Genomic DNA, 26,514 nt, shown 5'->3' with positions numbered 1-26,514 from the left:
TCAACATCGGATCGCTAACGCTCTCCGTGTTTCCTTTATCTCAGTCGAAGCGCTCCAGTCCATACGCCGCTAAACGGGGCGCTTGCGCTTTTCTTAGTATTCTACTTTATTTTGTGAATTTTCCCAAGTTCTAAATGGTAAGTCACCTTGTTTTGGAAAAAGCTGTTTCATTGTTATTTTTCGCGATTCCCTCGGAAGAGAGAGCTGTTCATAAATAAACTGATCATCAAATCCTATTTTGGCAGCTTCTTCTTTCGTACAAGCAAAGTAAACGGCCTTTGGTCTAGCCCAATAAATAGCGCCGATACACATCGGACAGGGTTCGCAGCTTGAATAAATTTCGCAGTCACTTAGTTGAAAGTCATTTAGATATTTACAGGCATCTCTGATCGCCTGCACCTCGGCATGTGCGGTGGGATCATTGGCGGCCGTTACTTGATTTCTTCCTATTCCTATTACTTTTCCATCTTTGACAACTATGGCCCCAAAAGGTCCTCCTTGATTGGTTAAAACATTCTCCAATGCTATTTGAACAGCTTTTTCCATAAAAAGAAAATCTGTCATCCTATATCACTCCAGTATTGGTTCTCTGCCTTGGAATACATTATTCTTCATTGAGCAATTAAATTCTATCTTTTTGTAAGAGAACCTCACATCTTTTTTCTGTCCGTAAAGAAATGAAGGATAACAAAAAAACCAACAGACAAGCCGAATCCCGGCGTTGCCTGTTAGCAGATAAAAATCATATCTATGATTGAGTAAAATAGGTTAAGTACCCCACTTCATCGAAACGGTTAAAGTACAACAGCTGACGGGGGTGCTTTGGTTTGGATGTGTGCTAAGTTCGTAAATGACACCGGACGGCGTAAACTTCGTTATCACAGGCACTTTTAGACCAATGGATTTGATTAAATGGTCCACTTCGGCCTTTTTACCTTGCTGGGCAGCACTCATGATTTTTTTTGCAAACAGATTATCTTCCAAGCGGTCTAACAAAATGCTTGCTTGTTCCATTAGAAGCCGAAAAGATTTAACGGAATGAGAAAATATTTTTACATCGACCGGCGGGTAAGTTCTCGGAAATGGATGACTTAGAAAATACCCTGGTTGGGGGATAAAAGGAGGATATGGAGAATAAGGAAAAGGGTTGTAATACATCAAAACACTCCTTCCGTGATAAAAACACAAGGCACTATACGATATGTCATTTGAATTATATAAGTTACAAACAGGGGCTAATAATGACACTACTCCTCTGTTGATTTTAAGTAACTGCCATGATTGTTTCGCTAGACGTAATATTAAACCTGAAATTGTGGTATTCTTGTACTGGAGGTGTCTACGGTGACGATAAAAAAAATTACGCCAAATGAATTACATGAAAAGTTAAAAGGTAATGATAAAGTATCGCTAATCGATGTCCGAGCAGAAGAAAAATACCGGGAATACCATATAGAAGGATCAATGAATATCCCGAAAACGGTGATTTTTGGTCATGAAGAAACCGGTGAACCATTATCCTTTCCGAAGGAGAATGAATTTATCGTGACTTGTACAACAGGGAATTCAGCAGCAAAGTGTGCAAAAATCCTGGACGGTCAAGGGTTTAACGTAACGGTTTTAGAGGGCGGTCTTACGGCTTGGAAGGAATATAAAAAAACATTGGAATAATCAGTTGGAGTGGTCGTAAATGCTTCTAAAGCTAAATAAACAACTGGAAAAAATTATGCCCTTGATCACTCCTGTTAGTGTTGTACTTGGGGTTTTGCTGACTGGCTATCTTAAAGACTTATCCTTTCTCATTCCATGGATTTTTGCCTTTATGACCTTTACCGGGAGTTTGAGCTCGAATTTCAAATCGTTGACAGAGGTCGTCTCCCATCCTTTTCCTGTTCTGATGACAATGGGAATGTTGCATGTGATCATGCCGATCTGGGCAATGGGTGTTGGACATATTGTCTTTACCGGTGATGTTTATACCATCACGGGCCTAACTTTAGCAATGGTCATTCCAACGGGTGTAACCAGCTTTATTTGGGTATCGATATACAAAGGGAATATTCCGATGACCTTATCGATTATACTAATTGATACGCTGCTATCCCCAATCATCGTTCCCTATTCGCTTTCGCTGTTTATAGGTCAAAAAATTGAAATGGACGTTTTCAGCATCATGAAGGGTCTGTTGGGAATGGTCGTTATCCCTTCGCTGATTGGCATGTTTCTCAATCAGCTGACAAAAGGGAGAATTAAAAATTCTCTCGGATCAAGACTCGCTCCTTTTTCGAAAATCAGCATTGGCTTTGTTGTTATGCTGAATGGGGCAGTTGTAGCTCCGTATTTAAAGCATATTAATCTAAAACTGGTAAGTATCACACTAGTTGTTTTTTTCATTGCTTTGACCGGCTATTTGTTCTCCTTTCTAATTGGACGGCTTATTCATAGCGATCGAAATACCGTAATTTCACTGACCTTTACCGGAGGGATGAGAAACATTAGTGCCGGTGCGGTCATTGCTGTTTCCTATTTTCCGGCATCCGTAGCAGTCCCGGTCGTGGTCGGCATGCTGTTTCAACAAGTGTTAGCCTCATTAAATGGACATGTTTTAGAACGGTATTATAATAGAAAGATAAAAAGACAGGGGTCGGTAGTTTTATAATAGTATGAAGAACAGTTTTCCTGAATTAATAATAATATTAAAAACTCAGTAGGTATCTAATTCTTACTGAGTTTTTTTTGTTGGCACAATTGTTTGTTAGACAATATGACATTCAAATAGATAGGACCCTACCTTTTGTTTATGATTGTTCAAAAGACAATGAAAAGAGGTTTATCTTGATAGTGGATACCGGGTAACGATGATTAGAAAATTAACCGATAAATACTCTGTTACTGATTATTTATTTTTTGTAAATGATCAGCATATATTTGGTAAATGGCAGGGTGAGATTCCGTTTCATGTGAGGAAGCTAATAAGCGAAGTACCGAGCGAGCAAAAGCAACGTAATATAAACACTTTAAAAAGAAAGGGAAATTAACAGTAATATTTGCAGGTAAGGGGTGAGCGGTATGAACCATCTTTGGGTGAAAAATGGAATTGTTTTTACCGAAAATGGATTTAGGCAAACCAATATTATGGTCAATAACGAGCGGATTGATTCTTTTTCAGATTGTCAAGGAGGACCTATATCGGAGGAACAATCGAATGTGATAGATGCCAGCGGATGTCTAGTCGTCCCCGGGTTTATAGATTCGCATGTTCATTTCAATGACCCGGGTCGAACGGATTGGGAGGGAATTCAGACAGGGAGCCGTGCGGCAGCTATTGGAGGTACGACAACTATTTTTGATATGCCGCTGAATTGTTCACCTTCTGTGACAAATTTACAGAATTTGCTCAATAAAAAAGAATACCTAACCAAGCTCTCTCATATTGATTATGCTCTCTGGGGCGGATTGACCGGAACTACTCTCAATCATAGTCAGGAACTCACACAAATGAGTGAGAGTATCATCGCCTGGAAGGCTTTTATGAGTGAGAGCGGGATTGACGACTTTGAAATGGTATCCCCGGTTCAATTGAATCGTGCGATGAAAATAGCAAAGGATCAAAAGAAAATTCTTGCCCTTCACGCTGAATGGGATGATGAAATAAAAGAACAAACCATTTTTCAAAAGCAATATGAAGCGAACGAGCGTAGAGCGTTTTTAGCAAGCAGGCCAATCGCCGCTGAAAAAAAGGCGGTTAGCTATGCTTTAGAATTGGCTGCAAAATATGGAACAGCACTTCATTTCGTCCATATCAGTTCACCCGGTACGGTAGAACTCATTCAACAGGCGAAGGAAAGCGGTGTTAATGTTACAGTTGAAACGTGCCCGCATTATCTTATTTTTGATGAAGAAGATTTTATTCGTAAGGGAGCAATACTAAAATGTGCACCGCCATTACGACCAAGGGAAGACGTTGAAGGTTTATGGGATTGTATCCGGAGAGGATGGATTGATACGATTGGTTCCGATCATTCACCATGTTTATTTTCGATGAAGTCGACTACTTCTATTTGGGATGCTTGGGGCGGTATTCAAGGAGTTCAATACACATGGCTGGCATTGATTGATCAGGCTCTTAAAAGAAAGATCAGTCTTCAAAGCATTATTCCTTTAGGTACATCAAATGTAGCTGATCGTTTCGGAATTTCGAAAAGAAAGGGAAGAATATCTACAGGTTTAGATGCAGATCTTGTGTTCATTCGGTTAGATGAAACCACAATAGCTGAAAAAGAATCCATGGCTTTTCGTAATGCATACTCACCTTATGAAAATTTTACCTTTCGGCTGAAAGTGAAAAAAACGCTCCTGCGGGGAAAGGTTGTCTATGATGACCAAACGGGGGTGACAAAAGAGCAAAATGGAGTTTGTATTTTGTGAGGTACTCAATAATAATGATAAAACCGCAGTTCTAAAAGCAGACTGCGGTTTTTTGATAGAGTTTTTGTACAAAAACCGTCGCTCAAATAGGGCTATCAGGAAGTCAGCTTCCCCGGTATACCTGATAGCCCCAAGGTGATATCAAAAGCGGTACATGATAGTGTAAGGCTGTTCCTTCGAGGCAAACTCTTACCGCTACCTTTTCTAAAAATGGAGGTTCCTGCAGCTGAAGTCCCTTTGCTTTAAAGTAATCCCCTATATAGAATAAAAGCTCGTACTCTCCTGTCTCGATTTCTTCAGCCATTAAAAGGGGATGGGTGATCCGGCCATCTTCATTTGTCATCGTCTCTTTTAATAGAGTTCTAGTCCCATCTTTTAACTGAAATAATTCAATTTTTACCTTTGCTGCAGGCTTGCCATGGGTTAAATCAAGTACGTGTGTTGTTAATCCGTTCATGGCGTCAGCTTCCTTGAGGTGCACTTTTAGTCGTACTTTTTGCATTTATACCTTGACCTAAGTCTTCCCTTAATACGGAAAACACCTGGAATCCATACGGGGGCCGCGGCTCTGTATATACCTTACTAATAGTGTCCGGGATATAATCGACAACTGTTTCCCATGTGTGATTTTGTGATTCAAATGTTATTTCCGCAAGTTGAGGAAATCTTTCTAATATTCGGCAGCCAATAAGGTAAATGAGATTTTGGATAGACGGAGTCTCTGTTTCATGAAAAACGGAAGTGGCAATATCGCGAACCTGTTCAGAAGCTACATATATAGCAGGATTTTCTCCATAGGAGTCTTTTACATTCTCATACTTCCAACTAATATTTAAATAAACGAATAATGGCCGGTTATTGTCTTCCGGTAGAGTAGTAAATTCATCACGTACAAAACCGGCGAAGGAATTTCCACGAACTTTAATGAGTTGCAGCTTTTTAACGCTGCTGGAATGATTGGTAATCATGGTTCCGTTCTCTGTGCGGACCATCTCAACCATGGATTGTGATGTTTCATTTAGAGATCTTTTAAAAACAAGATCACTTTCTTTGGTTCCGTCCGGTGAAAGGGCAGTAGCTGCTTCGAAAGGCAATTCTTCGCCAACTATTTTTACTGTTTCCATCTGAGAATATTTTTCTAAAAAAGATTTTGCCACATAAGACAAAAACCCTTCGATGGTGCATCCTTGATAGCTTGCCAGATGGCGTTGGATAAAATTTTTCATCGAATCAGTGGCTACAACTACTGAATTATCTCCTTCTGTAAAGGACGGGAGGAAGTCTTTACCGCCAACACTAACTTTAGCATTTATTCCAAATACAATATTATTACGTCCGCTAAAATTGGATTCAGGAATCCGACGGACCCCGACAAGCGGTTTAACATAAGTCCGATAAGCAAAAACGTCTCCTTTTCCATAGTACATGGCTCTATCCATCATGATCTTCCTTTCATCCATATTAATATCTGATTTACATCCCATTTAACTACTTAATAGTTACCATATGAATATACCTCCCTGTTATATTCATGTGAAAATCTTCAGGCTTTCTTGATCTAAAGTGATTCTTGTTGTACGGGTGTCACGCTTTTGCAAACATTTTATAAGTAAAAATTTATTAACAATAGTAGTATGGTATAAAATCTTACATTATTTTTTTCTCCCCCTCCGATAACCTGGTTGAAAAAATCTGTTTAAACTTAATAGAATAAGGTTTATTTAAAAAACAACAGGAAATGTTTTTTAAATTTACAGAAAATTGTCTTTAATTTCAATGGAGTTGGTGTTAGAATAGCTAACATGAAGTGTAGAGTAAGGAAGATAAAGGAGGAGCAGGATGAAATTAACACAGCGGGAGCAAGAAAAATTATTAATTGTTGTCGCAGGAGACTTAGCAAGACGAAGAAAAGAACGGGGATTAAAACTAAACTATCCTGAAGCAGTCGCCCTTATTACATCTGAAATAATGGAGTGGGCGAGAGATGGAAAATCGGTTGCCGAATTAATGAGTGAGGGAACAAAAATTCTAGCAGCCGATGATGTGATGGAAGGGATTCCGGAGATGATTCGAGAGATACAGGTAGAGGCTACCTTTCCGGACGGGACAAAGCTGGTAACTGTTCATGAACCAATTCGGTAGATTGAATTATTAATAGAAAAGAGATGATTCTATGATTCCGGGTGAGTATCGACTAAGTAAAGAAGTAATTGTCTGTAACCAGGGAAGAACGGCAAGTAAGTTAAAGGTGTTAAATAGAGGAGATAGACCCGTACAGGTGGGATCGCATTTTCATTTTTTTGAAGTAAATGCCTCGCTTCAATTTGAACGTGACCAAGCTTTTGGCATGCATTTGAATATCCCTGCCGGCACTGCTGTCCGCTTCGAACCGGGAGATGCGAAAGAAATTGAACTTGTTCCGTTTGCCGGGAAGCGGGAGGTCTACGGTCTAAATAATAAAACCGATGGTCGATTAGACGAAAGAAAGGGGGGCAAATCATGAGTTTTCGGATGTCGAGAAAGCAGTACGCAGACATGTTTGGTCCCACAACAGGGGATGCTGTTCGTCTTGCCGATACAGACTTGTTTATAGAAATTGAAAAGGACTTTACCGTTTATGGAGATGAAGTGAAATTTGGCGGCGGCAAGGTCATTCGGGATGGGATGGGACAGCATCCATTGGCAACTCGACGAGAAGGGGTGCTGGATACTGTTATTACCAATGCGATTATTGTTGATTATACAGGAATCTATAAAGCAGACATTGGCATTCGTGACGGGAGGATTTGTGGAATTGGCAAAAGCGGGAATCCGTTGCTAATGGAAGGAGTGGATATGATTATTGGAGCTTCAACAGAGGTAATTGCCGGTGAAGGAATGATAGTGACTGCGGGCGGAGTTGATGCACACATTCATTTTATCTGCCCGCAACAAATCGAAACCGCCTTGGCCTCCGGGATTACCACGATGATTGGCGGTGGTACGGGTCCGGCCACCGGGACGAATGCCACCACTTGTACTCCTGGTGAATGGAATATTCATCGTATGCTGGAAGCTGCTGAGGAATTTCCAATGAATCTTGGATTTTTAGGAAAAGGAAATGCTTCAGCAGAAGCTCCGTTAATCGAACAGATAAATGCAGGGGTAATTGGTCTTAAGCTTCATGAAGACTGGGGAACCACTGCCTCTGCCATTGATTTTAGCCTCCGAGTAGCAGACCAATATGATATTCAAGTAGCGATACATACCGACACCTTAAATGAGGGAGGATTTGTAGAAGATACTTTAGCAGCCATTAAAGGAAGGGTTATTCATACCTATCATACAGAAGGCGCCGGCGGAGGGCATGCTCCAGATATAATTAAGGTTGCCGGCTATTCTAATATTCTGCCATCGTCAACGAATCCCACAAGACCCTATACAAAAAACACCTTAGATGAACACCTCGACATGCTAATGGTTTGTCATCATTTAGATCCGGATGTTCCGGAGGATATTGCCTTTGCTGACTCACGTATTCGTAAAGAAACGATTGCTGCTGAGGATATTCTGCATGACTTGGGTGTATTCAGCATGATAAGTTCCGATTCGCAGGCGATGGGCAGAGTAGGAGAAGTAATTACACGTACTTGGCAAACGGCGGATAAGATGAGAAAGCAACGGGGAAAACTTCCGGAAGATAAGGGTATCGGCGATAACTATCGAGTGAAACGCTACATTGCCAAATATACAATTAATCCGGCGATTACCCACGGAATTGCCGATGAGGTCGGTTCGGTAGAGGTGGGGAAATTGGCAGACCTCGTGCTTTGGGATCCGGCATTTTTTGGCGTTAAGCCTGAAATGATTATTAAAGGCGGTATGATCGCCCACAGTTTTATGGGGGATCCAAACGCTTCTATTCCAACACCGCAGCCGGTTTTGTACCGCCCAATGTTTGCAGCCTTTGGGAAAGCAAAGAACTCCACGTCGATAACGTTTTTGTCAAAAGCAGCCATTAGGCTTGGTGTACATGAAAAATTAGGCTTACAAAAGCAAATCAAACCGGCACATGGTATCAGGCAATTATCAAAAAAAGATATGAAACTAAATTCTGAAATGCCCGGGATTGAAGTCGATCCGCAAACGTATGAAGTAAAAGTGGATGGAAAACTTGTAACCTGTGAACCGATGGATGTGCTGCCGATGGCTCAGCGCTATTTCTTATTTTAGGGGGAGAAGAATGATCATAGAGCAAATCGTTGGGAATGTTGCCAATTTAGGACCTAAAGGCCTGCATATTGAAAGAGTCTATTTAACAAGTGATGATTTAGTGAAGCGAATTCAAAGGGTAACGACTGACCATGGAAAGGAAGTGGGAATCCGCTTAAAGGAACCGAAAGATTTATTGGATGGCGATATATTGTACATGGATGACCGAAACATGATCATTGTTAATGTTACGGCGGATGACTTGCTCGTACTTCGACCGGTGAGTATGAAACAAATGGGGGAAATTGCCCATCAGCTGGGTAACCGACATTTGCCTGCTCAATTTGAAGGAGAGGAAATGCTCGTACAATATGATTATTTAGTCGAGGATCTGCTGAAACAATTAGAAATCCCTTACGCTAGAGAAAAAAGAACCGTTAAGCAGGCGTTTCGACATATCGGTCATCATCATGGATAATCAGCTTTTAACTTTATTGCAATTAGGTGATTCCAATTTTCCTTCTGGGGCGTTTTCACATTCATTTGGATTGGAAACCTACATCCAGGAAGAAGCGGTCCATAATAAAAAAACGTTTTTTGAATGGATTCGCATTTTTTTGGAAAAACAATTGACCTTTACAGATGGCTTTGCCTGCCGATTGGCCTTTGAAGCATTGTCTACTAATGAAATAAGTGTGATATGGAAATTAGATCGTAAATTATTCGTTCAAAATATGCCTGAAGAGGCCCGGGAAGCAAACAGACGAATTGGGGAGAGGCTGGTCCGAATGGGGATGGACTTATATTCAGTTCCTTTATTAGATGAATATATTGGGAAAATCCGAACGAAGGAAGCTTTCGGACATCCGGCGATTGCATTTGCGATTATCAGCCATTTCTTACAAATAGATAAAAAACAAGCGATCTTGACTTATCTATATTCTACTATTGTAACGCTTGTTCAAAACGGTGTTCGCGGGATTCCGCTGGGGCAAACAGACGGTCAGCGTATTTTGATAGAAGTGCAGCCCTATTTGTTAAAAGCTTTTGAGAAAATTGATACTTTGGATGTAGACGATTTTGGGGCAGTTGCGCCTGGACTGGAAATCGCGCAAATGCGCCACGAACAGCTGCATGTACGGTTATTTATGTCATAGAAAATAAGGAAAGAAGGAATGATGATGGAGCCGATACGGATTGGAATCGGGGGGCCGGTTGGTGCCGGTAAGACCATGCTCGTTGAGAGATTAACGAGATACATGAATGATGAATGTAAGATTGCAGTTGTAACGAATGATATTTATACAAAAGAAGATGCTCAATTTTTAATAAAAAACAGTGTCCTGCCTGAAGATCGGATTATTGGTGTCGAAACGGGCGGCTGCCCGCATACAGCGATTCGGGAAGACGCCTCCATGAATTTTGCGGCAATTGAAGAATTGAAGGAAAAACACCCGGATTTGTCCCTTATTTTTGTCGAAAGCGGAGGCGATAACCTGGCGGCAACCTTTAGCCCGGAACTTGTTGACTTTTCGATTTACATTATTGATGTAGCGCAGGGAGAAAAAATTCCTCGTAAAGGCGGCCAAGGGATGATTAAATCTGACTTATTTATCATCAATAAGATTGATTTGGCCCCATATGTCGGGGCAAGCCTCGAAGTGATGGAAGCTGATACAAAAATTTCCAGAGGGAGAAAGCCTTATATTTTTACAAATTTAAAAGAGGATATTGGTGTCAGTGAGGTCATTGACTGGATTAAGAAAAATGCTTTATTGGTAGGATTAGGGTAAGTGGAGAAGAGAACGGGATATTTAAAGCTATTTTGTGAGAAGAAAAAGGAAAAAACGATTTTAAAAGAAGCCTATTCAGAGGGGGCCCTTAAAATTACGAGACCTGTTTATCTAACAGGGAGCGGAGAGGCGTATCTGTATGTGATGAACCCTGGTGGCGGGTTCCTTGATGGCGATACTTATAGGATGGATATCTATTTGGAAGAAGGGGCTGAGGCTGCGGTTACGACTCAATCTTCCACGAAAATTTATAAAACACGTAATCGGCCTGCTTTTCAAGAAATGGAAATCTTCTTGAAAAAAGGAAGTGTCTTCGAATATCTACCTGATCCGATTATTGCTTATCAAAATGCACGTTTTAAGCAGCAGACTGTGATTAGGATGGAGCACGGGGCATCACTAATCTTTACGGATATTTTAACCCCCGGATGGGCTCCGGATGGAACGCTCTTTCGTTATGACCTGCTTCAATCCAAATTAGAGGTTTATCTCGAGGATCATTTAATTTTATTTGATCATATTAAGATAGAACCGGATAAAGAAATTACAGGCATAGGTTATATGGAGGGGTATACTCATTTTGGTACCATGTTAGTCATTGATAATCGGGTGAATCGTTTGTTTTTAGAAGATATCTCTACTATGTTTCAATCTTTATCTGCGTGCAGGGTTGGTCTATCAAGGTTGTCGGTTCCCGGTTTTGCTCTTCGGGTATTAGGGAATACAACACAAGAGGTTGAAAATATCCTAAACCTCTGTCACGAGAGCATAAGGGGGAAATTGTTTGAAAAAGAGCCGGTGTTTCTTAGAAAATATTAAATTAATAAAGCTGCTAGCCTAAACCATAAGGGCTAGCTTTTTGCATTTTAATAAGAAATGATGGTCATTGGAACATTTAGCCATTACCTTTTAGATATGATAAAATTTTTAAAAAAAGGAGTTTACGCAAATGTACATAATTGATCTGCATTGTGATGCATTAATGAAATTGCAGGAAGCAAAAGGGTCTTTACGATATTTTGATGCACCTGAATTAGAAACAAATAAAACCCGATTGCAGCTAGGAAAGATCAAGGTTCAATGCTTTGCCATTTTTATTGAACCTGAGATTCATTCAGAGCAAAAATTTCAAGTCGTTCTTGAACAAATAGATTATTTTTATAAGGAAGTCATAGGGAAAAACCCTGATATGGTACATCTGAAGAATTGGTCAGATTTTGATCAATTAAAGCTCGGGCAGATCGGTGCAATGTTAACACTCGAAGGCGTTGATGCAATTGGCAATGATTTAACAAAACTGCGCATTCTTTACCGGCTCGGCGTCCGTTCTGTCGGTTTAACCTGGAACAATGCCAATCTTGCTGCAGATGGGGCAGGAGAACCGCGCGGTGGCGGTCTTACACTGTTTGGGAAAGAAATTGTTCATTCTAACAATGAGTATCAAATTCTCACAGACGTATCTCATTTAAGCGAAAAAGCATTTTGGGATGTGATGGAGATTGCCAAATACCCAATAGCCAGTCATTCAAATTCTAAAAAGCTTTGTGACCATCCCCGCAATTTAACCGATGAGCAAGCAACTGCTATGTTTAATAAAGGCGGCCTGATTCACGTTGTTTACAATCCGCCGTTTATTAATGAAAGTGGAAAAGCATCGATACAGGATCTTGTAAAGCATATTGATCATTTCTGTTCGTTAGGCGGTGTGAAACAAATCGGTTTGGGTTCGGATTTTGATGGGATCGCTACCTTTATTACGGATTTAGAGGATGCATCTAAAAGCCAAAACCTCATTAATGAACTTTTAAAATACTATTCCGAAGAAGAGGTAAAAGGATTTGCCTGCCAAAACTTTCTCGACCGTCGCCCGGGGGTGGGACGATGAAGGTTCGAGAAAACGGATGGATAATCGGCAAGCTGCCGACAGGTGAAAAAAATTGTATTACCGATGTCAACGGTGTTATGGTTGGACATGTGACACTTGATTTTTCTCTGGATGAGACAGGGGAGAATTCGGTGACAACAAAAGGGCGAGCAGGCAGGGTTGTTCAGAAAATTCCATTATAAAAAAGGATTGATCGAATTGTATCTTACATTAAAAGCGACAGCAGAATATTTGTCCATTCCGGAGGCTACGGTCGAAAGCTTGATTCAGCAGAAGAAAATCCGAGCTATATATGATGGTGAGGAGTATTTGATATATAAAGAGCAATTCAACAGTCATCTAAAACAAATGGAGAAGTATAAACAATTAGTTGAGGAAATACTTAGTGAACCGATTCCGGAAGATCCCGATGTAAAGGATGAGGATTAAGGGCGGTGAACCGTACTATAAATAGAGGCGGTTTTTATCTTAATTTACGACATAAATTTCATCAACGCCGTCTCTATAACCGAAGGAAACGGGACACCTTCCCTGGCTGTAGCTATACTAATTAACAAAATAAAAGAAACTCGTCAAAAGTAGCCTTTACTCATCGGGAGCAAAGGCTATTTATCAATGGAAATACTCTATTAAACTCTAATATAATCTGTATAAACAGGCTGTAATCCTTTGCTAAGAATCATCTGATGAACCTCATTCACATTTCGTTCATCCGAAATCTCAAACTGTTGATCTCCCTTTTGTTCTTCATTGTGGCCACCCACACCAACATTAACGCCTGCTGATATTTTCGTAGCTGCCATTCCAATGACATTATCACGAAATCCTGCTCTTTCCCTTGTAGAAATGGTTATTCCAGCATAGGGCATTAACAAGCGATAAGCCAGTATGACCTGCAAAAGTTTTTTTTCATGCACATCTTTTGGGTTATTTTCCGCATTGTTTATATATGGCCTTAAACGCGGTGTAGAGAAAGAAATCTCTGCATACGGATATTTTTGTTGGATTAAAAGGGCATGTAAACCAGCTGCGAATGCATCCTTTCGAAAATCATCCAGTCCTAGCAGTGCACCAAACGCAACACCACGCATTCCCCCTAATAAAGCCCGCTCTTGGGCATGAAAACGGTATGGGAAAATACGTTTTGACCCCCATAAATGAACCTTTTCATAAGTATCCGTATTATAGGTTTCTTGGTAGACTGAGACAAAATCCGCACCGCAGCTATGTAAAAATGCGTATTCGTCTGTGTTTAATGGATAGATTTCAATCCCGACTGTCGAAAAATATTTCGTTGCTAATTTAATTGTTTCTCCAATATACTCAACGTTTGATTTATGACGAGATTCCCCAGTGAGTAATAAAATCTCTTTCAAACCTGTGGCAGCAATTGCTTTTAATTCATCCTCCACTTCTTGTAAGGAAAGGGTTGCTCGATGAATTTTATTTGTAGCTTTAAATCCACAATAAACACATTGGTTTTCACAATAATTAGCAATGTATAAAGGTGTAAAGAGAGAAATAGAATTTCCAAAATGCTTCCTTGTTTCTTTCATTGCTTTTCTTGCCATATCTTCTAAATATGGAAGGGCTGTAGGGGAAAGAATTGCCGCATAATCCTCAATCGAAAGCTGTTCTTTACTTAAGGCCTTTTCCACATCTCTGCTGGTATATTGATCATAATCATATTCTTTTACAGCTGTTAAAACTTTTTCCATCAGATCAGACTTGATGGCTTCCATTCCATCCATATATTGCATGTGATCGACTTTTTTTCGTTGCATCATTAATCCTCCAAAAATCCGGTCAAAGGGCTGGAAGCCTCTGCCTCAAAGTTTAATACTCGACCTAATCCTGCAAGATAGGCAGACCGGCCTGCCTCAATAGCCTGTTTGAAAGCTTTTGCCATTAAAGCCACATCATTTGCTGTAGCAATTGCCGTATTGCACATAATAGCATCAACACCCATCTCCATTGCTTCGCATGCCTGTGAAGGACGGCCGATTCCTGCATCGACAATGATAGGCAAATCTATTTCATCCACTAAGATTTTGATGAAATCCTTTGTACAAAGACCCTTATTGCTTCCAATTGGTGCACCCAAAGGCATAACGGCAGCTGCACCGGCATTGACTAACGATCTCGCTGCATATAAATCCGGGTACATATAGGGCATCACAATAAACCCTTCTTTAGCCAGCATTTCTGTCGCTTTAATTGTTTCATAGTTATCAGGCAACAAATATTTAGAATCATGAATGACCTCGAGCTTTACAAAATCACCGCAGCCTAGTTCCCTTGATAGACGTGCAATTCTCATTGCTTCCTTTGCATTTCTTGCCCCGGAAGTGTTTGGCAGCAATGTAAGGTTTTTTGGAATATAATCCAATATATTCTCTTCTCCGCCTGTGTTTGCCCTCCTTAGTGCAAGGGTTACGATTTCTGCTTCACCATGTTCAATCACTGCTTGCATCATTTCTAATGAAAATTTTCCTGATCCTAAAATAAATCTTGATTGAAACTCATGTCCGCCAATTGTTAACTTATCATTCATTTTTAAAATCCTCTCTTATATATCTTCTTGTCCTACCAATAAATTCTCTTCGGTTATTTTTATATTTTGGGTGTATATTTTAATAAATGGGTTAATTTCTTCGATCTTTTTTTAAGTACCATTGTTTTCTGATAGTTGGAAATCTTTTTCTATTTGAAAGCCATTTAAAATAATATTTTCACAGATCAACCACCTCCTACAAATCTAACAATTTCCAGATTGTCTTCATTTTCAAGGAGAACTTCCTTATATACGGCATTTGGAATAATTTCGCCATTCCGTTCAACTAATAGTAGCCATTTCAAATTTTTGCATGGTTAAAAAATCAAATAAAGTCTGCTTTTTCCCCAATTCTATAAAGGTGCCATTTACCTTCATTTTTTCACTTTCTTTCCAAATTTTTACAATAAAAAAGCACAAAATGAGACTAACACCCTTTCGGTGGTGTTCCCCATTTTGTGCTTTTTTTATTTAACAGAATTATATAAAAGTAGGGTATTGTAGTCAAGAAAAGATATGCAATATGTAGGATTTCTTTATTTTTTATACCTCATTTTACCGGTTTAAAAACTTCCTGACATAGAAAAACGGGTTCATAAATACTATTAGGAAAGGCAAGGAATCATTCTAAAATATTAGAAGGGGGTGTGGAAAATAACAGGAGCAAAAGGAAGTGAGCGAAAGAGAAATAGTTATACCAAGTCCACTTTTCAGTCACTTGTTCAGGCTATTATTCCACCGACTCCCGGATTTACTGAATCATTAGGAACTGTTCAAGTGGACGGGGCGTTGGAATTGGATGTTTATGAGTATGCCATTTGGGTATTGGATCATTCTATTGCTATTCCGGCAAAAGTGCCACTAAATTTAGTTACTAGATCGATGTCGAAAGCAACTGCTGAATTGCTCGACGTTGCTGCCACTCAATTAATCAGAACAAAGAAGATTCATTACCCGCTTAATGTATATGCATTTCCTGAAGGCGGTCCATTCACTAAGCTATGGCCGATTGACAGGTTAAGAGCCCTATCTCTATTAGAGAGGCTTGAAATTAATCTTGAAAACTTAAATCCACCTTATAAAAATAACCCTGGACTTATTCGAAATATGATGGATGTACTAAATCAACTTACCATGTTTGGCCATTATTCGGAATGGATAGCGTACGGAACCACACGTCTATTTTCTCCTGATTACAGGAGAATAGAATATTTTCCATATGGATGGATCCAGTCCCAATATCCGGGTCCGTCATTTGGATATCGTGATTTTCGAGGATTCTTAGCAGTTATTCCGCACAAGAAGGGGAAAGACGAATGGCGAGTCAGGACGTGATTGTAATCGGAGCAGGCGGCGGGGGAGCCGTTATAGCAAAAGAGTTAGGAGAGATGGGTTTAAAGGTTTTAGTTCTAGAAGCAGGCCCCTGGTACGGGAATAAAAAGTGGACCAATCCCAATTTAAAACCCGGAGCCAAATTAAGTTCGTCATTGGATGATTTGGATATAATCCTATATAAACGATTGTTAAATAAGTATGAATCAAATATGAATGATTTGGTGTCAGGCAGGTTTCGGTGGGGCCCTGCAGACCGCAGTCGTTCCCAATGGTTTCGGAATATTAAACAGAAGGGGATGATTTGGCAATGCTCCGGTGTCGGAGGAACGACCCAAACGTATACGGCTAATTGCCCCCGGGCATTTCCGGAGGCTATTGATAATGTATGGCCCCTTTCTTATCGGGAACTAATTCCCTATTATGAAAAGGTTGAAGCTACATTACCCGTGAACTTTGCGGCTACAACTGCAAAAGAAGAATTATTTTATTATGGAGCGAAGAAGGCGGGGTGGCCCTTGATTCCTACACTGGATGTGACAGTCCCCGGGTTTAGGCCGCAGCCTAATGCAATATTGCCTCCTAATGAAAACATCACAAATCCAAACCTCTCCGTAGAGAAACTATCACGGATGGAAGGCTGTACGCTTTCGGGGCATTGTATTAACGGATGTCCGCATGGACCATCAGTGGATAAAATTGCGAAGCGCTCGACAAATGTCAGCTATGTTCCGCTTGCATTAGAGACAGGTAATGTCAGCATTAGGCCAAATACTTTTGCTATAAAAATATTAACGGATAAAAATGCTTCTGAAGGATTGCGCGCCATTGGAGTAAAAATAAGGGACACATGGACGGGGGAGCAGGAAGAGCTAAGGGCGGAAATCGTAGTGATGGCTTCGGGATCCATTGAAAGTCCGCGTCTTTGGTTAAATTCAGCTCTTCCTGACAATCCCTGGGTAGGAAAAGGCTTGGTTAATCATTATATGGACTGGTTATCCGGGATATTTGATGAAAAAGATTTGATTTCTATATTGGGAAGTCCGGAAATTAACCCCTTTGTGGGAAATACATGTGGGGCAAGGTTTGATTATCCGGGACTTGGTGCTTTGCAGTCGGTTGGGATGAGCCCTGGATTAACAGCTTCTTTTTATGGAGTAAGTGAGTCAGGTTACTTTTTCTTACAACCACCGCCTACTAAGGGCGATCCATGGGATATAAGGGGGCGTCTTTTCGGTTATGAATTAAAAGAATCAATGGCCTCCTACCGAAGAACTTTAAATATTTTAGTAAGTACCGATGATGAAGTGGATCAGCAAAATGGAATTACTCTTGATCCGTTAATTAGTGATGAAAATGGCCCGGTCCCCGTTGTGATTTATAAACCTGCCAAACCATCCATAAGGAAGCGAAACGAGCTGGTTAAGATGGCTGCTGACATGTTACGAAAAATGGGGGCAAAAAAAATTATTTGGTCTGATTGGCCAGCCGGTATGATGATTCATATGGAAAGTACGATGCGAATTGGCTTTGTTGTTGATCAGAATTGTGAATCATTCCAAGTAAAACGGTTATATATTGCTGACAATAGCGTCCATTATAATAGTTTGGGCGGACCTAATCCAACCCTTACGACACAAGCACTAGCTACTCGTACAGCAGAAAAACTATTTAAAAAGTATTTCAATTAGCATGTTTTAATTTCTAAATGGAAAAGATACCATCATAACAAATCATATCCAAAGTTTGGTGGGATTATCAAACATGAAACTATTTGACGTGATTCATGATGCATTTGAACCATTTATGGACGGCGAGAAAAAACCATTGAATGTGATGGAAGTTACCAACCTTTGGTTTTTTCTTTTAGGTACAGAAACGACAATGCGTAATGAAGAAATCGGCTACAATCTTGCCCAAGATCCGGAACTGAAACAAATTTTAAAGGATATAAGAGAAACTTTACACATCCCGATTAGAGACGAGATCAGCAGATTTTTAATGAAAGAAGGAGTCCCTTTACCTCAATCAACTCCGGAAAAACCGGTTGGTGACTTTCGGAATATACCGGAGGGTGCCAAATTAAATGATGAAGAATTGGCTAATCTAATGTCCTATAATCTTGCTATGGGGGTCAATTATGCTGCCAGAGGACTTACTGAATCCATTCGGGCAGATGTTGGTTTAATTTTCTCAAAAATTATCTTAAGGAAGACAACTTTTGGTTTAACTGTGAAACAGTATTTGGATAAGCATGAGTGGCTTCGTATTCCGCCTTATTACAAAGCTTAGGTTTTCGATTCTCAGCAACTATAAAGTCATTACCTTTAAACGTAACAAAGATCCAATCTTTAACCAAATCTACAAGAAAAATAAATAAAAAATCGACCTATGATACTAAAGGTCGATTTTTTCATTTAAATAACCAGAACCTTGCAAAATATAGATACTTAGTCCTAATTGTAAGAATTTCCATTGGGATCTGTTTCTCTTTTTCTTTCAGTTTTCGGGCATCATGAGCGCCCCATGGTACCCGCTTTCTCTTTTTCTTTCTGTTTTCGGGCATCATGAACTCCTCATGGTGACCCGTTTCTCTTTATCTTTCAGTTTTCGGGCATCATGAACGCCCCATGGTGCCCGCTTTCTCTTTCTCTTTCTGTTTTCGGGCATCATGAACGCCCCATGGTGCCCGCTTTCTCTTTTCTTTCAGTTTTCGGGCATCATGAACGCCCCATGGTGCCCGCTTTCTCTTTTTCTTTCTGGTTTCGGGCATCATGAACGCCCCATGGTACCCGCTTTCTCTTTTTCTTTCTGGTTTCGGGCATCATGAACTCCTCATGGTTATTTAAAACAATGGCGGAAAAGAAAAAGTTACAGAAGGCGCTTAACATCCCTATTATTCAATAACCCCTGACTCGGTAATCGATACATCTGCCTGAACGTTCACTTTTAATTGTCGATAGTCAACATTTTCCCATTTCTTAAAATTGAATCCCCTTGTCTGGCTTTTTACAAATTGCCCAAATCCTACAGGATCAATATTTTTTTCCTGGAACCTCTTTATTAACTTTGCACATTCAAATTCAATTTTCTCTACAAGTTTTTTTTCTATTTTTTTAATTAGCACTGGTGTAACCAGTTTACCGGAGTATTCATTTAAGACAGCTTTTACCTTAAGCTGGACGTTTACTGTAAATGGATCTCTTGTTGTTAGCTGCATTTTGTATTTTGAACGGATGCTTTCAACGGCTGCCATTTCCTTGCCCATGTTCACCTTTAAGGTTCCTTTACTATAGTCATCGACCAGCAGCTTGAAAAAGAACATTTTTTTAGCCGGAATGGTATCTACAACACGATCGTTTTGAAATAAGCTAATTCCGCTGATTTCAATCTGATCCTTCCCGATTTTTCTTAGCTGGGGAAGATAGCCGGATTTTCCTTTTTGATAAAAATCAAATAAAAAACGCTGAAGATTTGTTTTTGGCATATCTTTGTTTTTCATATTATGGCGAATGAGATTGGAAATATATATGGCATTTCCTCTTTCCCCGAAATTGCCTGTAATGATATCCTTTGCTTCACCCTCTGTTACGGCGAGGTAAAGTCCTGCACCAATGCTGGCATCGCGTTGAAAAGCATCGAGGAGGTCTAATATGCCTTTTTTTGATAGTCGTTCACCAAATAGGACCACTTCAAGGCTACCTGTTACGATCGGGTCCGGAGATTGGCGCTGCACATCCCTTAAGAAGTCTCTGCTTAACTTTGAAGAGGCCGTGAAGGTTTTATTCTCTACGGCTTTATCCGGCAAATAGACCGGGATTAATGCCGTCCCGCGGACCTTATTTCCAACTAAATCATATGCCCCTCCCGTTTCGAGATTGACATCATCTACGATCTCCTTTTGTACACACCCGGTCGTAACAATGGTTACGATTAAGAGGGCTTTCATAATTTTCTTCATTTGTGCTTCACCTTCTTGACAATTAACACTAGAAAAAAGAGGAGAGGGATATACCCATAATTAATAAAAAAAGAAATTTTACCTGTATAGGAGATCAGATTGTTAATTTGTTCCCGTGTCTTAAAAAAATTAATGGCAATTAGAGAAACCAGGGAAAACAAAAGTACCCCGTGTTTTTGTTTCATTTTGGTCACTCTTTTTAAAATGCGGGTCGCACACCAGATGCCAATACAAAAATTGGGGAGAATAATAATAATCCAGTTGGCGATGCCAATGTATTCAAATCTCTCCACAAAAGGCATTTCAATTATTTTCCATATTGTTAAGGTCGCCCATACATTCTTTTGAAGCTGTCCCTCTGAAAAATAGGTAAAGGTTATAATGGTAATCAATGTATAGAGAAAGGTGGTATATAGGACACCAAGATGGGCCCATTTCTTTGATTTTTGGGGATCTTTGATCATAGGATAAATAAACATCAATACCTCCCAGCCAAGATAGGTGAGTGACATTTGATAAGCGCCCAAAGCCAAATCCTTGATTGAATGGTCAAAAATGGGCAGTAAATTTCTGATATTTGCATAGGGTATGGTCGCGAAAAAAGTCACGATTAAATAGGCTGGCAGAACGACTCCAAAGAATGCCACACCAGTTACTGTTCTAAATCCGCCGAAAATAATGTAAATGGCTAAACCGAAAAAAGCCAAGGAAAACCAAAAGGGACTAATATCCTGAAACATCCATACTTGGATAACCTCAATAAACTCCCTAAGCAACGTGACAGTAATCAGTGAAAAATATAAAACAAATGGCAGGGTCAGGAGGTTGCCCAGTTTTTTTCCATAAACAAATATATGAGCCGATATAATATCCCCATCCACAGTCTCTGCAATCTTGTACATGATCCAAAGAATGATATGGATACTTAAGCCTGCAAGAAGGACTGAAATCCAGGCATCATATCCTGCTGTCTTAGCGATAATCCGCTGGAATCCAAGAATGCCGATACCAACCTGCATCTTGTGGATCAGAAAAAAAACTAAAAAAGGAGATATTTTTGCTTTATCATGCACTGAATGTTCCATAGCCCTTCCTCCGACCTATTCGTCTATATCTCTTTTCTCTTTTTTTTCCGTAATGTTAAAGCGAACAGGATTTTGTGTCCGTAAATATTGCGGTCTTAAAGATTGTTTGCTGAAAGGGAGTCTAATAAGAGCATCCTTAAGATCCTTCATTCTTGGTGGATATAATGGTTCTAAAAATGGCCTATTAAGGGAAGTAAGCCGGATTAAGTGTGTCATTAGGAGACAAAAACAGAAAACAATCCCAATCAGCCCCCAAAGTTCTGCAAAAAGCAGGAATGGAAATCGCAGTAAACGAATCGCATTGCCCATTTTGTAAACAGGTGTCGTAAAAGATGCCAGTGCAGCAAGCGCAACAATAATTAAGAGGACATTACTTGTCAACCCTGCTTCAACAGAGGCCGTTCCGATAACGATACCGCCAACGATACCGATCGTTTGGCCAACTTTGGTGGGAAGACGTGCTCCCGCTTCCCTGAGCAGTTCGATTGTCAGCTCCAAAAAAAGGGCTTCCAAAATAGGCGGTAGCGGTATTTCCCGACGGGACGTAACCAAAGTATTCATTAAATCCTTTGGGATGAGTTCGTAATGGTACGATAAGGTCGCGACATACACAGGCGTAATTAATATAGAAAACGCAACGGCGAAAAGCCGGATCAGCCTGAAAAAAGAAGATAACATCCAATTTAAGAAATAATCCTCAAAAGAGCTGAAGAATTCAACCAGCGTTGTTGGTCCAATCAGTGCATGGGGAGACCCATCCACAAGTATGGAAATTTTACCCTCTGCGAGAATGGCCGTTACCCTGTCGGGACGCTCCGTATCCAGAAGCTGAGGAAAAGGGGAATTTTTATTGTCTGATAGTAATTGGACTATATAGGAACTATCAGTGATTGCATCAAATTGAATTTTTTGTATCCTTTCTCTAACGGTTTGGACATTATCCGGATCTGTAATGCCATCCATGTACAGAATGGCTATTTTTGATTTTGAAAGAGAGCCGATTGTTAACTCTTCAATAATCAGTTCTTTTACGGGAAGCCTTTTGCGGATCAAATTTAAATTTTGATCTAACGATTCAACAAAGGCTTCCTTTGGGCCGATGACGCTAAATTCAACCTCCGGCGCCGTGATACTTCGGACAATCTCCTTTTGCGCAGCCAAAAATGCAAAATTTTGACTGTCAGATTCCATTGTTAACAGTACATAGCCATTAAACAATTTTTGTTCGATTACGCTTTTGTCATTGCTGATTTCAACGTCTGCTATCGCGACAAGCTTCTTAACGTCCTCAATCGTTTCGAAGGATCTCTCCATTAAATAAGGAAGTGCATTATTCTGTATAATGCTTTCGTCAATTAGTGTAGAAATAAACATAAAACAAAAATATTTATTAGTTTGCTGATTGATATAATGAACCTTTTTAAAATCGGTTGAACGCTCAAGATATTGTTCCAGTGATTCTTTTTCATCTTTTTGTCCTAGCTTTTTTGTAAACCATCCCATTGTTGTCTCACCGCCATACTCATCCTTAATAATATTGTTTCCTTAACTGGAAGGATTATGAATGAATATCGTTTTGGGTAGTAAGTAACTAATTAAAAGTTCTCATGTTGGCGTAGTAATGCTTGAGCAGTAGAATTCAATTAAGAAAAAAATAGCGTATAATAGGAAAGTAATAAATACAAACAGGGGTAGAGGTAATTGGAAAAACAAAATAGCAGGTATAGATGGGTTGTTTTTGCAACCGTATTGTTAACTTATTTTTTAATCGTGACTCAACGAACAGCACCGGGATTAATTTCCGATCAATTAATGAAAGATTTTAATGTTACAGCATCTACCATTGGATTATTGACGAGTATTCAATTTTTGGCCTATGCCGGCTTCCAAATTCCAATTGGGATCCTGTCTGATCGTTTTGGTCCTAATCTTTTTCTGATTGGAGGGGCACTACTTAATGGTTTAGGTACAATAGTTTATAGTCTTGCACCCAATGAATTCGTTTTACTGCTTGCCAGATTACTGGTGGGAATGGGGGATGCAACCATTTGGGTGAATTTGGTTTTGATATTAAGTCAATGGTTTAAAGTGAAAGAATTTGTTGGATTACTTGGCCTTGCGGGAATGGCGGGGAGTCTTGGTTCTTTGGTGGCGACCGTTCCTTTTTCAGCGTGGATTGCCTTAACCGGTTGGAGAAGTCCATTTTTTACAATGGGAATTATTTTATTTCTGTGTGGAATTCTTCTTTATTTTGTTCTCGTTAAAAAGCCAAAACAACTGATAAAGAACGATTCTGTTACGAAAAAATCTTCTGTTAAAATGGTGCATAAACCTGAAAAAACGCTTACTATGTTACGTCGGATTTTTTCTGATCGTCAAGCATGGGCAACATTCTTATGTCACTTTGGTCTTGTCGGTACATATGTAGGATTTATTGGTTCTTGGGCAGTACCTTATGGGATGCATGTGTATGGAATGACACGTTCGGGTGCGAGCCAGCTTATTATGATGGGCCTTTTTGGTGCCATCATAGGCGCTCCTCTTACAAGTTGGATTTCAAGCCGGTTAGAATCGATAAAACGCCCCTATATTATTGTTCATATGATTGTATTTTTTAGTTGGGTTGCTTTTCTTCTATTTAGCGGGAAGCCATCATTTTTCATGCTTATTATTCTTTTCTTTATCATTGGTTACGGAAATGGTTCAAGTTCGTTAACCTTTGCCGTCGTACGAAAGTCCTTTGCAATGAAAGAGGTCGGTGTTATTTCAGGATTTGCGAATACCGGGGGATTTCTAAGTGCTGTCCTCTTACCAAGTATTTTTGGAAAAGTGTTAGACCATTTTCATTCGGCTGAAAGTAGTGTTGGATACCACTACGGTTTTATGATTCCGGTTATATTTTCATTGGTAGGTTTAATTGGAGGAATTCTCATTAAGGAACAACGCCAGGAAGTAAAGCAGCAAAGGGAATTAAGGGTTTAGGTTAATTATCGATACAACCGAGGCGAAAAATGAACAATATATTTTTAAAAAGAATTTATCAACCTTATGATGAATTGGATGGCATGCGAATTTTAATTGATAGATTGTGGCCGAGAGGAATTTCCAAAGATGATGCAAAATTGGCGTTTTGGTTAAAGGACATTGCTCCAAGCAATGAGCTGCGAAAATGGTTTGACCATAAACCGGAGCGCTTTGCAGAGTTCCGGTGTAAATATTTAAAAGAGCTGCAATTGAATGAGAAGCAATCGTTTGCTGTAGAGCAAATTATTGGCTTTTCTTCTTCCGGACCGGTAACCCTTTTATACGCTGCAAAGGACCCGATTCATAACCATGCCCAAGTCCTTCTAGAAGAGCTACTCATAAGAATAAATAAAAAAATCGACCTATGAAAGGTCGTCAGATTGTCGAGAAATGGTATTTTTCTCGGCAATTTTTTATTATGTCAGAATCCAAATACCAAATTTATTGATTGTCCATGCAAATGGGCCTGTTGATTTCCGCTCCGGGCACTCGCTTTCCGCGGGGAGGTCCTGAAGCCTCCTCGGCGCTTTGGCGGAGGCCACTGAAAAAGTCCAAGATATTTTGCAATAGGTGATTCCCTGAAAAAACCATCCCCACTATTGACTGAAAAATCGATGAAAACCATTTTCCTCTCCCTACTTTGATGGTGAAAAACGCAATTTTTTGGGATTTTAGTTGGCAGGAAATCTCATTATTAGCAGAAAAGGACTTTTTCAGTGGCGTCGCTTTGGCGCCTGCGGGGTCTCCAGTGACTTCTCTATCCCGCAGGAGTCGAGTGCCCTCCGCTCCAATCAACAGGGAGGGAAATCAACCTAAAGTATTGCAACACACTTTTTCTAACCTTGCTATGATATTATCCCTCTTGTGTAGACAGTATGAAAAAAACACATACTGCTACATAGGAGGGATTTATTTTGGATAAAAAAGGACAAAAATTCAAAAACCTAAAAACCAGCGGTAGGCAACGTTTGTTCTTATTTCTCTTTCTAGTTGACGTTCAGAACGAATGCCGTAAATATAACCAATAAACATCATTTTAAAAAGAATAAAGGGATTAGTAGGGCGTCCATTATCATCGCTGTAATAAGGACGGATTTTTTCAAGAAGAAACGAAAAATCAATATATTTATCAATCAAACGAAGAAGATGGTCATCAGGTACCAATTCATCAATAGATACAAATTCAAATTCACTTTGGCTAGACTCTTTTGGCTTAAACATTGATTTCACCACTTATTTTAATTATTTATTAGTTTAGTTGGAGGTCTTTATTGAAAACACTCTGTTGATTGGCGCGGAAGGCACGAAGACTCCTGCACGCCCGCGGAAAGCAAAGTGCCTGGAGCGCCAATCAACAGACCTGTTTAAAAGCCTATATACCAATAATATTATAATAAAATAACGCGGTGAATTGTTAAAGCAAATAAATAAACAAGAGGCTGCCGAAGGTTTTTCGACAGCCTGTCGACCTATGAAAGGTCGTTTTTTTTATTTAAAGAACATATAAGAATACACATAAGAAATGTGCTAAGCTTCCCAGCAAAATGAAAATATGAAAAATCTCGTGAAACCCCATATATTTTAGTTGTAAAAATTTTGGCTTGGCCCCGTAGATAATGCCGCCAATGGTGTAGAATATTCCTCCCAGAAAAAGAAGGAACAAACCGTACGGATTTAAACTGCCGGTGAGTGGAGAGGAAACGAACACAATCATCCAGCCCATTGCAATATACAAAGCTGTGGATATCCAGCGAGGGCAGTTAAACCACACCATTTTAAAAACAACCCCGCAGATGGCAACGGAGGCAATAATTGAAAAAAGAATCCAGCCTGTTTGCCCATTCAAGCTAATAAAGCAAAAAGGGGTGTATGTGCCGGCAATTAGGATGAAAATCATCGAATGGTCGAGTCGTCGTAAAAAGGCGATGACTTTATCTTTTGCTAACACCATGTGATAGGTTGCTGATGCCGAATAAAGAAGGATCATGCTCACGCCGAAAATGATAACAGCAGTGATCACCAGTGAAGATGAAGTTGTCATTGCAGCTTTAATCACCATTGCAAGGAGTCCGACAAACGATAAGATTGCTCCTGCTAAATGGGTTAGCCCATTGATAGGTTCCCGAATGTATTGGTTCATTTAAAATACCTCCCAAACAACATGTAGTTTTTATAACTACTTATAATCATACTAATAAAACGTGAACTAGTCAATCAATACTTAAAAATGTATAATAAAAATAGAAATTACTTAGAATGGG

At 39.8% G+C, this 26,514-nt stretch carries 29 protein-coding genes and 3 pseudogenes; 19 read left to right on the top strand and 13 right to left on the bottom strand.

What is annotated here, in order from left to right; translation table 11 throughout:
* Positions 1-93: 93 nt before the first annotated feature.
* Both AC3ANV_RS24445 and AC3ANV_RS24440 read right to left on the bottom strand, forming a co-directional pair.
* On the bottom strand, positions 94-564 hold the full coding sequence (locus AC3ANV_RS24445; protein WP_488311191.1) for a nucleoside deaminase: 471 nt from the start codon (positions 562-564) through the stop codon (positions 94-96).
* Between the two features lie 204 nt (positions 565-768).
* Complete coding sequence (locus AC3ANV_RS24440) at positions 769-1,158, bottom strand: YuzC family spore coat inner layer protein (RefSeq protein WP_488311190.1); 390 nt, start codon at positions 1,156-1,158, stop codon at positions 769-771.
* 186 nt (positions 1,159-1,344) lie between these two features.
* Here AC3ANV_RS24440 and AC3ANV_RS24435 point away from each other — a divergent pair, with 186 nt between their 5' ends.
* The 4 genes from AC3ANV_RS24435 to allB all read left to right on the top strand — a co-directional run bounded on the left by AC3ANV_RS24435 (position 1,345) and on the right by allB (position 4,428).
* Complete coding sequence (locus AC3ANV_RS24435; RefSeq protein WP_488311189.1) at positions 1,345-1,671, top strand: rhodanese-like domain-containing protein; 327 nt, start codon at positions 1,345-1,347, stop codon at positions 1,669-1,671.
* Positions 1,672-1,690: 19 nt separating this feature from the next.
* Complete coding sequence (locus AC3ANV_RS24430; RefSeq protein ID WP_488311188.1) at positions 1,691-2,659, top strand: bile acid:sodium symporter family protein; 969 nt, start codon at positions 1,691-1,693, stop codon at positions 2,657-2,659.
* A 199-nt stretch (positions 2,660-2,858) separates the two neighbouring features.
* Complete coding sequence (locus AC3ANV_RS24425) at positions 2,859-3,038, top strand: hypothetical protein (RefSeq protein WP_488311187.1); 180 nt, start codon at positions 2,859-2,861, stop codon at positions 3,036-3,038.
* A 31-nt stretch (positions 3,039-3,069) separates the two neighbouring features.
* Positions 3,070-4,428, top strand: coding sequence for an allantoinase AllB (allB, locus tag AC3ANV_RS24420; protein WP_488311186.1), 1,359 nt, complete (start codon positions 3,070-3,072; stop codon positions 4,426-4,428).
* A 103-nt stretch (positions 4,429-4,531) separates the two neighbouring features.
* Here allB and uraH read toward each other — a convergent pair whose 3' ends face one another.
* Both uraH and pucL read right to left on the bottom strand, forming a co-directional pair.
* Positions 4,532-4,885: a hydroxyisourate hydrolase gene (gene uraH / locus AC3ANV_RS24415; RefSeq protein WP_488311185.1), complete on the bottom strand. Its 354-nt coding sequence runs from the start codon at positions 4,883-4,885 to the stop codon at positions 4,532-4,534.
* Between the two features lie 4 nt (positions 4,886-4,889).
* Positions 4,890-5,900 (bottom strand): annotated as a pseudogene (gene pucL, locus AC3ANV_RS24410) (factor-independent urate hydroxylase); the annotation flags it as partial.
* A 367-nt stretch (positions 5,901-6,267) separates the two neighbouring features.
* Here pucL and AC3ANV_RS24405 point away from each other — a divergent pair.
* From AC3ANV_RS24405 to AC3ANV_RS24360, 10 genes and pseudogenes are all read left to right on the top strand, one after another.
* Positions 6,268-6,570 carry an urease subunit gamma gene (locus tag AC3ANV_RS24405; protein ID WP_488311184.1) on the top strand — a complete coding sequence of 101 codons (303 nt, stop codon included), beginning with the start codon at positions 6,268-6,270 and terminating at the stop codon, positions 6,568-6,570.
* Positions 6,571-6,601: 31 nt separating this feature from the next.
* Positions 6,602-6,931 carry an urease subunit beta gene (locus tag AC3ANV_RS24400; RefSeq protein ID WP_488311183.1) on the top strand — a complete coding sequence of 110 codons (330 nt, stop codon included), beginning with the start codon at positions 6,602-6,604 and terminating at the stop codon, positions 6,929-6,931.
* Positions 6,928-8,640, top strand: a complete 1,713-nt coding sequence (gene ureC / locus AC3ANV_RS24395; RefSeq protein WP_488311182.1) for an urease subunit alpha — start codon at positions 6,928-6,930, stop codon at positions 8,638-8,640. The genes AC3ANV_RS24400 and ureC overlap by 4 nt, the downstream gene beginning before the upstream one ends.
* 10 nt (positions 8,641-8,650) lie before the next feature.
* Positions 8,651-9,097 carry an urease accessory protein UreE gene (ureE, locus tag AC3ANV_RS24390; protein ID WP_488311181.1) on the top strand — a complete coding sequence of 149 codons (447 nt, stop codon included), beginning with the start codon at positions 8,651-8,653 and terminating at the stop codon, positions 9,095-9,097.
* Positions 9,090-9,776 (top strand): urease accessory protein UreF, encoded by a 687-nt coding sequence (locus tag AC3ANV_RS24385; RefSeq protein ID WP_488311180.1) that lies wholly within the window; start codon positions 9,090-9,092, stop codon positions 9,774-9,776. The genes ureE and AC3ANV_RS24385 overlap by 8 nt, the downstream gene beginning before the upstream one ends.
* A 24-nt stretch (positions 9,777-9,800) precedes the next feature.
* Positions 9,801-10,412 (top strand): urease accessory protein UreG, encoded by a 612-nt coding sequence (gene ureG, locus AC3ANV_RS24380; RefSeq protein ID WP_488314327.1) that lies wholly within the window; start codon positions 9,801-9,803, stop codon positions 10,410-10,412.
* A complete protein-coding gene (locus AC3ANV_RS24375; RefSeq protein WP_488311179.1) occupies positions 10,413-11,231 on the top strand; it encodes an urease accessory protein UreD in 819 nt (272 codons plus the stop codon).
* Positions 11,232-11,361: 130 nt separating this feature from the next.
* Complete coding sequence (locus AC3ANV_RS24370; protein WP_488311178.1) at positions 11,362-12,297, top strand: dipeptidase; 936 nt, start codon at positions 11,362-11,364, stop codon at positions 12,295-12,297.
* Positions 12,294-12,434 (top strand): annotated as a pseudogene (locus AC3ANV_RS24365) (P1 family peptidase); the annotation flags it as partial. The gene AC3ANV_RS24370 and the pseudogene AC3ANV_RS24365, both read left to right, overlap by 4 nt.
* Positions 12,435-12,486: 52 nt before the next feature.
* The gene (locus AC3ANV_RS24360; protein WP_488314326.1) at positions 12,487-12,726 is read left to right on the top strand and encodes an excisionase family DNA-binding protein; all 240 of its coding nucleotides are present in this window, start codon (positions 12,487-12,489) and stop codon (positions 12,724-12,726) included.
* A 200-nt stretch (positions 12,727-12,926) separates the two neighbouring features.
* Here the strand turns inward: AC3ANV_RS24360 and thiH are convergent, their stop codons facing one another.
* The 3 genes from thiH to thiS all read right to left on the bottom strand — a co-directional run bounded on the left by thiH (position 12,927) and on the right by thiS (position 15,156).
* Positions 12,927-14,084, bottom strand: coding sequence for a 2-iminoacetate synthase ThiH (thiH, locus tag AC3ANV_RS24355; protein ID WP_488311177.1), 1,158 nt, complete (start codon positions 14,082-14,084; stop codon positions 12,927-12,929).
* Positions 14,084-14,851: a thiazole synthase gene (locus AC3ANV_RS24350; RefSeq protein ID WP_488311176.1), complete on the bottom strand. Its 768-nt coding sequence runs from the start codon at positions 14,849-14,851 to the stop codon at positions 14,084-14,086. The genes thiH and AC3ANV_RS24350 overlap by 1 nt, the downstream gene beginning before the upstream one ends.
* A 185-nt stretch (positions 14,852-15,036) precedes the next feature.
* The gene (thiS, locus tag AC3ANV_RS24345) at positions 15,037-15,156 is read right to left on the bottom strand and encodes a sulfur carrier protein ThiS (protein ID WP_488311175.1); all 120 of its coding nucleotides are present in this window, start codon (positions 15,154-15,156) and stop codon (positions 15,037-15,039) included.
* A 340-nt stretch (positions 15,157-15,496) separates the two neighbouring features.
* On the opposite strand from thiS, the gene AC3ANV_RS24340 reads away from it, so the two are divergent.
* The 3 genes from AC3ANV_RS24340 (at position 15,497) to AC3ANV_RS24330 (ending at position 18,475) form a co-directional block, all read left to right on the top strand.
* Positions 15,497-16,186, top strand: a complete 690-nt coding sequence (locus tag AC3ANV_RS24340; protein ID WP_488311174.1) for a hypothetical protein — start codon at positions 15,497-15,499, stop codon at positions 16,184-16,186.
* Positions 16,168-17,874, top strand: a complete 1,707-nt coding sequence (locus AC3ANV_RS24335; protein ID WP_488311173.1) for a GMC family oxidoreductase N-terminal domain-containing protein — start codon at positions 16,168-16,170, stop codon at positions 17,872-17,874. The genes AC3ANV_RS24340 and AC3ANV_RS24335 overlap by 19 nt, the downstream gene beginning before the upstream one ends.
* 73 nt (positions 17,875-17,947) lie before the next feature.
* Positions 17,948-18,475 carry a DUF3231 family protein gene (locus tag AC3ANV_RS24330; RefSeq protein WP_488311172.1) on the top strand — a complete coding sequence of 176 codons (528 nt, stop codon included), beginning with the start codon at positions 17,948-17,950 and terminating at the stop codon, positions 18,473-18,475.
* A gap of 325 nt (positions 18,476-18,800) precedes the next feature.
* Here the strand turns inward: AC3ANV_RS24330 and AC3ANV_RS24325 are convergent, their stop codons facing one another.
* From AC3ANV_RS24325 to AC3ANV_RS24310, 4 genes are all read right to left on the bottom strand, one after another.
* Positions 18,801-18,959 carry a hypothetical protein gene (locus tag AC3ANV_RS24325; RefSeq protein WP_488311171.1) on the bottom strand — a complete coding sequence of 53 codons (159 nt, stop codon included), beginning with the start codon at positions 18,957-18,959 and terminating at the stop codon, positions 18,801-18,803.
* A 120-nt stretch (positions 18,960-19,079) separates the two neighbouring features.
* Positions 19,080-20,144, bottom strand: coding sequence for a Ger(x)C family spore germination protein (locus tag AC3ANV_RS24320; protein WP_488311170.1), 1,065 nt, complete (start codon positions 20,142-20,144; stop codon positions 19,080-19,082).
* Complete coding sequence (locus AC3ANV_RS24315) at positions 20,141-21,229, bottom strand: GerAB/ArcD/ProY family transporter (RefSeq protein WP_488311169.1); 1,089 nt, start codon at positions 21,227-21,229, stop codon at positions 20,141-20,143. Before AC3ANV_RS24315 ends, AC3ANV_RS24320 begins: the two co-directional genes overlap by 4 nt.
* Positions 21,230-21,244: 15 nt before the next feature.
* A complete protein-coding gene (locus AC3ANV_RS24310) occupies positions 21,245-22,732 on the bottom strand; it encodes a spore germination protein (protein WP_488311168.1) in 1,488 nt (495 codons plus the stop codon).
* Between the two features lie 198 nt (positions 22,733-22,930).
* Here AC3ANV_RS24310 and AC3ANV_RS24305 point away from each other — a divergent pair, with 198 nt between their 5' ends.
* Positions 22,931-24,211, top strand: coding sequence for an MFS transporter (locus AC3ANV_RS24305; protein ID WP_488311167.1), 1,281 nt, complete (start codon positions 22,931-22,933; stop codon positions 24,209-24,211).
* A gap of 29 nt (positions 24,212-24,240) precedes the next feature.
* Complete coding sequence (locus AC3ANV_RS24300) at positions 24,241-24,621, top strand: DUF488 domain-containing protein (protein ID WP_488311166.1); 381 nt, start codon at positions 24,241-24,243, stop codon at positions 24,619-24,621.
* Between the two features lie 574 nt (positions 24,622-25,195).
* On the opposite strand, the pseudogene AC3ANV_RS24295 reads toward AC3ANV_RS24300, so the two are convergent.
* Together AC3ANV_RS24295 and trhA are read right to left on the bottom strand one after the other, a co-directional pair.
* Positions 25,196-25,474: pseudogene (locus tag AC3ANV_RS24295) on the bottom strand (transposase); the annotation flags it as partial.
* 271 nt (positions 25,475-25,745) lie between these two features.
* The gene (gene trhA, locus AC3ANV_RS24290) at positions 25,746-26,393 is read right to left on the bottom strand and encodes a PAQR family membrane homeostasis protein TrhA (protein ID WP_488311165.1); all 648 of its coding nucleotides are present in this window, start codon (positions 26,391-26,393) and stop codon (positions 25,746-25,748) included.
* Positions 26,394-26,514: the final 121 nt, after the last annotated feature.

It is taken from the genome of Neobacillus sp. DFD-2R, from assembly GCF_057747865.1.
Note: the sequence above shows the minus strand (reverse complement) of the source record. Positions and strands in the feature narration are given on the sequence as shown.

What these genes read in the sequence shown, in the direction of transcription:
- AC3ANV_RS24335 (WP_488311173.1), top strand. Translation starts at nt 16,168, where the DNA reads ATGGCGAGTCAGGACGTGATTGTAATCGGAGCAGGCGGCGGGGGAGCC.
- AC3ANV_RS24320 (WP_488311170.1), bottom strand. Translation starts at nt 20,144, where the DNA reads ATGAAGAAAATTATGAAAGCCCTCTTAATCGTAACCATTGTTACGACC.
- AC3ANV_RS24325 (WP_488311171.1), bottom strand. Translation starts at nt 18,959, where the DNA reads ATGATGCCCGAAACCAGAAAGAAAAAGAGAAAGCGGGCACCATGGGGC.
- AC3ANV_RS24400 (WP_488311183.1), top strand. Translation starts at nt 6,602, where the DNA reads ATGATTCCGGGTGAGTATCGACTAAGTAAAGAAGTAATTGTCTGTAAC.
- AC3ANV_RS24440 (WP_488311190.1), bottom strand. Translation starts at nt 1,158, where the DNA reads ATGTATTACAACCCTTTTCCTTATTCTCCATATCCTCCTTTTATCCCC.
- uraH (WP_488311185.1), bottom strand. Translation starts at nt 4,885, where the DNA reads ATGAACGGATTAACAACACACGTACTTGATTTAACCCATGGCAAGCCT.
- AC3ANV_RS24330 (WP_488311172.1), top strand. Translation starts at nt 17,948, where the DNA reads ATGAAACTATTTGACGTGATTCATGATGCATTTGAACCATTTATGGAC.
- trhA (WP_488311165.1), bottom strand. Translation starts at nt 26,393, where the DNA reads ATGAACCAATACATTCGGGAACCTATCAATGGGCTAACCCATTTAGCA.
- ureC (WP_488311182.1), top strand. Translation starts at nt 6,928, where the DNA reads ATGAGTTTTCGGATGTCGAGAAAGCAGTACGCAGACATGTTTGGTCCC.
- thiH (WP_488311177.1), bottom strand. Translation starts at nt 14,084, where the DNA reads ATGATGCAACGAAAAAAAGTCGATCACATGCAATATATGGATGGAATG.
- AC3ANV_RS24315 (WP_488311169.1), bottom strand. Translation starts at nt 21,229, where the DNA reads ATGGAACATTCAGTGCATGATAAAGCAAAAATATCTCCTTTTTTAGTT.
- allB (WP_488311186.1), top strand. Translation starts at nt 3,070, where the DNA reads ATGAACCATCTTTGGGTGAAAAATGGAATTGTTTTTACCGAAAATGGA.
- AC3ANV_RS24405 (WP_488311184.1), top strand. Translation starts at nt 6,268, where the DNA reads ATGAAATTAACACAGCGGGAGCAAGAAAAATTATTAATTGTTGTCGCA.
- AC3ANV_RS24370 (WP_488311178.1), top strand. Translation starts at nt 11,362, where the DNA reads ATGTACATAATTGATCTGCATTGTGATGCATTAATGAAATTGCAGGAA.
- ureG (WP_488314327.1), top strand. Translation starts at nt 9,801, where the DNA reads ATGGAGCCGATACGGATTGGAATCGGGGGGCCGGTTGGTGCCGGTAAG.
- AC3ANV_RS24300 (WP_488311166.1), top strand. Translation starts at nt 24,241, where the DNA reads ATGAACAATATATTTTTAAAAAGAATTTATCAACCTTATGATGAATTG.
- AC3ANV_RS24445 (WP_488311191.1), bottom strand. Translation starts at nt 564, where the DNA reads ATGACAGATTTTCTTTTTATGGAAAAAGCTGTTCAAATAGCATTGGAG.
- AC3ANV_RS24430 (WP_488311188.1), top strand. Translation starts at nt 1,691, where the DNA reads ATGCTTCTAAAGCTAAATAAACAACTGGAAAAAATTATGCCCTTGATC.
- AC3ANV_RS24350 (WP_488311176.1), bottom strand. Translation starts at nt 14,851, where the DNA reads ATGAATGATAAGTTAACAATTGGCGGACATGAGTTTCAATCAAGATTT.
- AC3ANV_RS24425 (WP_488311187.1), top strand. Translation starts at nt 2,859, where the DNA reads ATGATTAGAAAATTAACCGATAAATACTCTGTTACTGATTATTTATTT.
- ureE (WP_488311181.1), top strand. Translation starts at nt 8,651, where the DNA reads ATGATCATAGAGCAAATCGTTGGGAATGTTGCCAATTTAGGACCTAAA.
- AC3ANV_RS24385 (WP_488311180.1), top strand. Translation starts at nt 9,090, where the DNA reads ATGGATAATCAGCTTTTAACTTTATTGCAATTAGGTGATTCCAATTTT.
- AC3ANV_RS24310 (WP_488311168.1), bottom strand. Translation starts at nt 22,732, where the DNA reads ATGGGATGGTTTACAAAAAAGCTAGGACAAAAAGATGAAAAAGAATCA.